Origin of the sequence: Bacillus chungangensis (assembly GCF_030812995.1) — a bacterium.
In the GTDB taxonomy this organism is placed as follows: domain Bacteria; phylum Bacillota; class Bacilli; order Bacillales; family Bacillaceae_C; genus Bacillus_CF; species Bacillus_CF chungangensis.
The window spans coordinates 105,566-112,711 of sequence record NZ_JAUSTT010000017.1; the positions used below are offsets into that span (position 1 = coordinate 105,566).

A 7,146-nucleotide genomic window follows, 5' to 3' on the forward strand; every position below is an offset into this window, starting at 1 on the left:
TTCACGGTTTTTTTGTATGTTGCAAAATCTATATATCTTTAGGAATTGGAATTTGTTTTGTTTCGACTCTTTTCTTATCATTTACAGCAGCCTGTTTTGATAATGCTAATTTTGGGTTGCTTCTCGTTACTAAAAGAATAAAATAGCTTAACAATCCAAACAAAAGCGATATAAAGAGTGCATGTGCTAAAGCTACATAAATATTGAGTTTAGTTGCAACAACGATTGCTCCTGATGCCACCTGTAGACTGACAAGCAGAAAGGCAATAATCCAGCCATAATAAATAACTCGCTGATGTTTATAGTGTTTTATCGCTAACATTGCAGCGTAGCCAATCCAAATAAAAATGATACTAGCTGCAAAACGGTGCCCCATTTGAACCCATTCTACTAAATTGTTTGGAAATGCAGGAGCAGAATTGATGCATAATGGCCAGTCGCGGCAAACAAGACTAGCATTCGTATGCCGAACGAGCGCACCTGTATAAACAACGATATAACTGTAGATAGTAATGCCGATAATATGTCCTCGCATTTTTGGACCTATCACAACACTTGATGCATCAAATTTTTGATCGATTTCAAAAATAATCAAGGTTAATAATAGAACCGCAGCAAAGGAAATAAGGGAAATGCCAAAGTGGAGAGCCAATACAAAATCAGATTGCCCCCACATAACCGCAGCTGCTCCAATTAGACCTTGAAGCACTAAGAAAAAGGCAGATAAAATAGCTAAAAATTTCGTTTCTTTTTTATGGCCAACATGTTTCCAAGATAAGTACGATAACAGAAGAACAAGAATACCAACGACACCAGAAACAAGACGATGTGCAAGTTCAATAATCGTTTCAATGGTGATATCGCTTGGAATCAATTGACCATGGCATAGCGGCCAAGAGTCTCCACATCCTGCTCCGGAATCTGTTTTAGTTACGAGGGCGCCGCCAAGTAAGACAAGGAGCATGCCGAGGGTTGTAAGGACTGCTAGCCATTTTAAAGCTCGATGCAATAGTTTCACCTTCTCACTCTTTATTCTTTTTGAAGTTGGGGAAGCGTCTGTTCCAATGAAAGTTCTTTAAAAGACCATTATTCGCTATACTGTCTCTTCAAACTTTGTGATTTCTAAACTAGCAGGAGCTGACATGAAACAATATAGTCTGTCCATCAGATTCCCCTGACCTTTAAAGTGAACAACTTGAAAGCGTATACTGACATTTAAAAATATAAGTACGTTATTGATACTACATAATGATAGAAAAAAAAACAAACTTAAAAACTTAATTTCTCTCATTATTATCTTAGAAACAGCCTAAAAAGGGAAGCCAGCAAGAGCGGGTGACACACTTTCGTCATAATTAATACGATTTTTTTTCACAATATACTATAAAATTATGATTAAATTATAATTTGATGGTAAGAAAAAAGAAAAGACGCAAATATTTGTTTTATGCGTACATTTAAAATGTTCATGAAGAGGAAGCTGTGAGCCTTTTAATAAGTATTGAATATGATACACTATTTATGATGCTGTTTTTACAAGCTTATGAAGATGATGTAAAGCAATCATTGTAAATCTGTCACATTTCTATCTTTATTAACATGCATACAGTTTCTTGAATGTTTTAATAGGTGCCTTTGTGCCCTGTATTTATCATCTTCATTGTGCGATTGTGAGAAATCGCTTAAAAAATAGCAATGGCGATGGTTTTGTTTTATAGTATTATGTAGCGATGCTTTTTACATGCGGGAGGAGGGGGAAGAATGTCGAACAGTCGTGCCATGTCTGAGGTAAAAGAAACAATGGGGGTAAAACAGACAATGACATGGAAAGAGTTTATGGCATTGATCAAGATAGGCATCGTGAACTCTAACTTGATCACAATATTTACAGGTATGTGGTTAGCATTCCAATTTACCGATAAACACTTTCTGCAATCATTGGACACTGTACTCTATACGTTATTGGGAACTGCATTTATTCTTGCTGGTGCAAGCAGTTTAAATAATTATATTGATAGAGATATAGATCCAATTATGGAAAGGACGAAAAATCGTCCATCGGTAACTGGGAAGATAAGTGGAAGAAAAGTACTTGCGATCGGTCTTTCTTTCGTAACAATTGGAACGATCCTCTTATTTCTAACGACGGCAGTAGCTGCTATCATTGGAATCATTGGTGTATTTAGCTATGTTGTTGTTTATAGTATGTGGTCTAAGCGCATACATGTAAGCAACACTGTTGTTGGAAGCATTGGAGGAGCGATGCCGCCTTTAATCGGTTGGGCTGCAATTGAACCAAACCTTGGAATGATCCCTTGGATGCTATATCTCATTATGTTTATTTGGCAGCCGCCCCATTTCTATGCCTTAGCAATGAGGCGAGTAGAAGAATATCGGGCAGCCGGTATACCAATGCTGCCAGTAGTAAAGGGGTTTGCTGTTACAAAAAGGCACATCGTTGCTTGGGTGGCCTGCTTGCTGCCAATACCATTTTTTTTGTTGCAGCTAGGGACACCTATTGTCATATTAATGACCATTTTAAACCTTGGTTGGCTTATTCTGGGCATCAGAGGCTTTAAAATGAAAGATGATATCAAATGGGCAACGATGATGTTTATATATTCATTAAACTATTTGACTATCTTGTTTGTAGCAATAGTTATTGTAACCGCTATTTAACTGGGCTTCCGAAAAGAATTCTCCCACTTCTAAATGGGGATTTTCGGTTGGCCTTAAGCCAAAATATTGTACTTTCTCTAGGGGCAGGGACTGCCCTTATAGCTTGGTAAATATAGATAGCTAACAAAAGTATCTAGTTCCCAAGAAGCTCCCACTTCAATCAGACCGCAAGGTCGATAAGTGGTGAGTAGTTCACAATGTGGGAATTCTTTCTGAAAAGAAATCTATTATAGAAAGGATCCAGTCCTTGTACACAAAAGACATTTTTATGAAAGAGGGGTTTGATTAAGCGATGAAACAAAGGCTGAAAAAATGGCGTCTATTCTCCATATTCGCAATACTGACGCTAGTTCTTTCTGGGTGTGGAGAACCTTTTCTGTCAGCTTTAAAACCAGCGGGTGAAGTAGCTCAAAACCAGTATAACTTAATGATGTTGAGCACAATGATCATGGTTTTTGTAATAGCTGTTGTAGTAATTATCTATGTTATTACGCTCATTCGTTTTCGACGCAAAAAAGGAGAGGAGGATAAAATTCCGAAGCAAGTTGAAGGAAGCCATAAACTGGAGATTATTTGGACAGTAATTCCAATTCTTCTCTTGCTTATTTTAGCTGTTCCAACAGTTGCTTCAACTTTCCATCTTGGGGATACAAGTGCAATGGACAAAAAAGATAAAGATGGAAATCGAAAAGTATTAGTAGTTGACGTTCGCGCTAACCTTTATTGGTGGGAATTCAGTTATCCAGATTTAGGAATTATTACGAGCCAAGAACTCGTTGTTCCAACAGATCAAAAAGTTTATTTTAATATTATTTCATCTGATATTAAACACTCTTTCTGGATTCCGCCAATTGGAGGAAAATTAGATGCAAATAATGATAACGTGAACAAGTTTTGGCTGGAGTTCAACAGTGAAAAATCTGAAGAAGCTGGAAACCTATTTTATGGGAAATGTGCTGAGCTTTGCGGTCCTTCCCATGGATTAATGGATTTTAAAGTAAGAACAATGTCGCAAGACGACTTTGCTCAATGGGTAGATGATATGCAAAACGCTTCAGAACCTCAACCAGCAACTGATCTTGCAGAACAAGGACAAGAAATTTTTGCGGATAGCTGCCTTAGCTGTCATGCTACTTCCCCAACAGATCAAACGCCAGAAGCTGGACGTGTTGGTCCTAACTTAGCAACATTTGGGGAAAGAACAACGATTGCTGGCTATTTAGAACATGATGAAGAACACTTAAAAGCATGGATTAGAGATACACAGAAATATAAGCCGGGCAATAAAATGCCGTCATTCGATGAAAATCAGTTGTCGGACCAAGAGCTTGATGCGTTAGCAGCGTATTTAATGGGCTTGAAAATTCAACAACAATAATTGAAAGATTTAAAGGCATAAAAGGGAGGTTTAACAGTGAGTACCAACGCTCAAAAACGAGGCTTCGGTGCCACCATATGGGATTACTTAACAACAGTAGACCATAAGAAAATCGCTATCCTTTACATTATTGCAGGTGGAATTTTCTTTTTAATGGGTGGAATTGAAGCGATTATTATTCGTATTCAGCTATTAGTGCCAGATAATAATTTTGTCAGTGCAGGTATGTTTAATGAGATGCTGACTATGCATGGTACAACGATGATTTTCTTAGCAGCAATGCCATTGCTCTTAGGATTTATGAACGCGATTATGCCATTGCAGATCGGCGCGCGGGATGTTGCATTCCCGTTCCTTAATTCACTAGGATTTTGGCTGTTCTTTTTCGGGGGTCTGTTTCTTAATCTATCATTTATTCTAGGTGGTTCTCCTGATGCTGGCTGGACATCTTATGCATCATTATCATTAGATTCTCCAGGACACGGGATTGATTTTTACACACTTGGAATCCAAATTTCTGGTTTTGGAACATTGATGGGTGGAATTAACTTCTTAGTTACAATTATTAACATGCGTGCTCCAGGGATGACGTATATGAGAATGCCGATGTTTACATGGACTACATTTATTACATCTGCTTTAATTCTCTTTGCTTTCCCGCCATTAACAGTCGGTATTTTCCTGTTAATGTTTGACCGTTTATTTGGCGGTAATTTCTTTGATGTAACGATGGGTGGAAATACCATTATTTATGAGCATTTGTTCTGGATCTTTGGTCATCCCGAAGTTTACATTCTTATTTTGCCGTCCTTCGGTATTTTCTCAGAAATCTTTTCTACATTTTCGAGAAAACGCTTGTTCGGGTATTCGTCAATGGTGTTTGCAACCGTGCTAATCGGGTTCTTAGGTTTCATGGTTTGGGCTCACCACATGTTTACAGTTGGTCTCGGTAACGTTGCAAATGCTATTTTCGCTGTTGCAACAATGGCAATAGCAGTACCAACAGGAATTAAAATATTTAACTGGCTCTTTACGATGTGGGGAGGAAGCATCCGCTTTACAACGCCAATGCTGTGGGCAGCTGCGTTTATACCAACCTTCATCATGGGAGGAGTAACAGGGGTCATGCAAGCTGTAGCTCCTGCTGACTATCAATATCATGATACGTATTTCATTGTTGCGCACTTTCACTATGTTATTGTCGGTGGAGTAGTATTTGCTCTCTTAGCTGGAACACATTACTACTGGCCGAAAATATTCGGAGTGATGTTGAGTGAGACGCTAGGAAAAATTACATTCGTTCTATTTGTTGTTGGAATGCATATGACTTTCTTTATTCAGCATTTCCTTGGTTTAATGGGAATGCAACGTAGAATTTGGAAGTTTTTACCTAACCAAGGATTAGACAATGGGAACTTTATTAGTTCGATCGGGGCCTTCCTCATGGGTATCGCAGTCGTGATTTTGCTAATCAATATCGTTGTTTCTGGATTGAAAAAACAAAAAGTGGCAAACGATCCTTGGGAGGATGGACGTTCTTTAGAATGGGCAATTTCATCACCAGCTCCTTATTACAACTTTAAGCAAATCCCGCTTGTCCGTGGTTTGGACACTTGGTGGATTGAAAAGCGTGAAGGAAAGAAAGAGTATACTCCAGCAGAACCAGTGGGTGATATTCATATGCCAAATGGCTCGATATTGCCTGTTATGATTTCGCTTGGACTATTTATCGCTTCATTCGGCGCAATGTATCAAGCTGATGAAGGCAATACATGGGGCATCCCAGTATTAGTGCTTGGTTTAGCAATTACTTTTGGCTCTATGCTTATTCGTTCTTTGAAGGATGATCATGGCTACCATATTCCAAAAGCAGAGCTCATGGAGAACGATGACAAGGGGGTTAAGGCGTAATGCATGTTGAAGAAAAATTCACACCTAAAACATGGCCTGAATCGCCAGAAAGAGCAACGCTAGAAGGGAAAAATAAATTTTTAGGGTTTTGGTTCTTTCTTGGCGGCGAAACAGTCCTTTTTGCATCACTATTTGCAACATATTTAGCATTGAAAGATAAAGTACCTAACGACCAACATGCACTAGCGCAAGAAATATTTGATCTACCACTAGCATTTGTAGCAACGATGATTCTTTTGACTAGTTCCATTACAAGTGTTTATGCAATATATCACATGAAGAATTTTAGCTTTCAAAAGATGCAAACTTGGCTGCTCATAACGGTACTATTAGGTCTTAGCTTTTTAGCAGTTGAAATCTATGAGTTTTACCATTATACATCTGAGTATGGCCATACATTTACTAGTAGTGCCTTTGGTACTTCGTTTTATACGCTCGTTGGCTTTCACGGAGCGCACGTTATTTTTGGCTTAGGCTGGATTACCGCGCTTCTCGTCCGAAATGCCAAACGTGGTCTTAGCTTATACAACGCACCAAAATATTATACAGCAAGTCTTTATTGGCACTTTATTGATGTTGTATGGGTCTTTATTTTTACAGTAGTATACTTAATGGGATTGGTGGGATAAACAAATGGATCAACAAGCCGGTTCTAATAACCCAAGAGTAAACTATGAATATCGCCGTAAAAAAAATGCTGAAGAAATGAAATATCAAGTAGTTTCTTTCGCATTAATGATTTTTCTTACACTCGTAGCCTTTGCTGCTGTTTATGCAGAATTTTCTAGATGGTTTACTATACCATTCATCCTTTTATTGGCGATTGTCCAAGTAATATTTCAATTATATTACTTCATGCATATGAATCATAAAGGACACGAAGCGCCTTCACTGATGATCTATTCAGGTGCCTTCATTGGGTTTGTCACCGTGTTAGCATTCCTTACCATCATCTGGTGGTAAAAAGAAAAGCGTCAGTGCCTGTATAGCCTCGAAAATCAAATGCTTGCTTCTTTATGGAGGTGTTCTTCCTCCGAAAAGAAACAAAATTTGACTCGAGAGGCTAGGCACTGAAAGCTGGACAAAGAAAAGCGTCAGTGCCTGTATAGCCTCGAAAATCAAATGCTTGCTTCTTTATGGAGGTGTTCTTCCTCCGAAAAGAAACAAAATTTGACTCG

6 protein-coding genes are annotated in these 7,146 nt (G+C 38.4%); 5 read left to right on the plus strand and 1 reads right to left on the minus strand.

What is annotated here, in order from left to right; translation table 11 throughout:
• Positions 1-28: 28 nt before the first annotated feature.
• The gene (locus J2S08_RS14435; RefSeq protein ID WP_307230665.1) at positions 29-1,009 is read right to left on the minus strand and encodes a COX15/CtaA family protein; all 981 of its coding nucleotides are present in this window, start codon (positions 1,007-1,009) and stop codon (positions 29-31) included.
• A gap of 752 nt (positions 1,010-1,761) precedes the next feature.
• Here J2S08_RS14435 and cyoE point away from each other — a divergent pair.
• From cyoE to ctaF, 5 genes are all read left to right on the plus strand, one after another.
• A complete protein-coding gene (gene cyoE / locus J2S08_RS14440; RefSeq protein ID WP_307230667.1) occupies positions 1,762-2,679 on the plus strand; it encodes a heme o synthase in 918 nt (305 codons plus the stop codon).
• Positions 2,680-2,971: 292 nt separating this feature from the next.
• On the plus strand, positions 2,972-4,057 hold the full coding sequence (gene coxB, locus J2S08_RS14445; RefSeq protein WP_307230669.1) for a cytochrome c oxidase subunit II: 1,086 nt from the start codon (positions 2,972-2,974) through the stop codon (positions 4,055-4,057).
• A 36-nt stretch (positions 4,058-4,093) separates the two neighbouring features.
• Positions 4,094-5,968: a cytochrome c oxidase subunit I gene (locus tag J2S08_RS14450; protein WP_307230671.1), complete on the plus strand. Its 1,875-nt coding sequence runs from the start codon at positions 4,094-4,096 to the stop codon at positions 5,966-5,968.
• A complete protein-coding gene (locus J2S08_RS14455) occupies positions 5,968-6,597 on the plus strand; it encodes a cytochrome (ubi)quinol oxidase subunit III (protein WP_307230673.1) in 630 nt (209 codons plus the stop codon). The genes J2S08_RS14450 and J2S08_RS14455 overlap by 1 nt, the downstream gene beginning before the upstream one ends.
• Before the next feature lie 4 nt (positions 6,598-6,601).
• Entirely contained in the window at positions 6,602-6,931 is a 330-nt protein-coding gene (gene ctaF / locus J2S08_RS14460; protein ID WP_307230675.1) for a cytochrome c oxidase subunit IVB, read from the plus strand.
• Positions 6,932-7,146 lie beyond the last annotated feature (215 nt).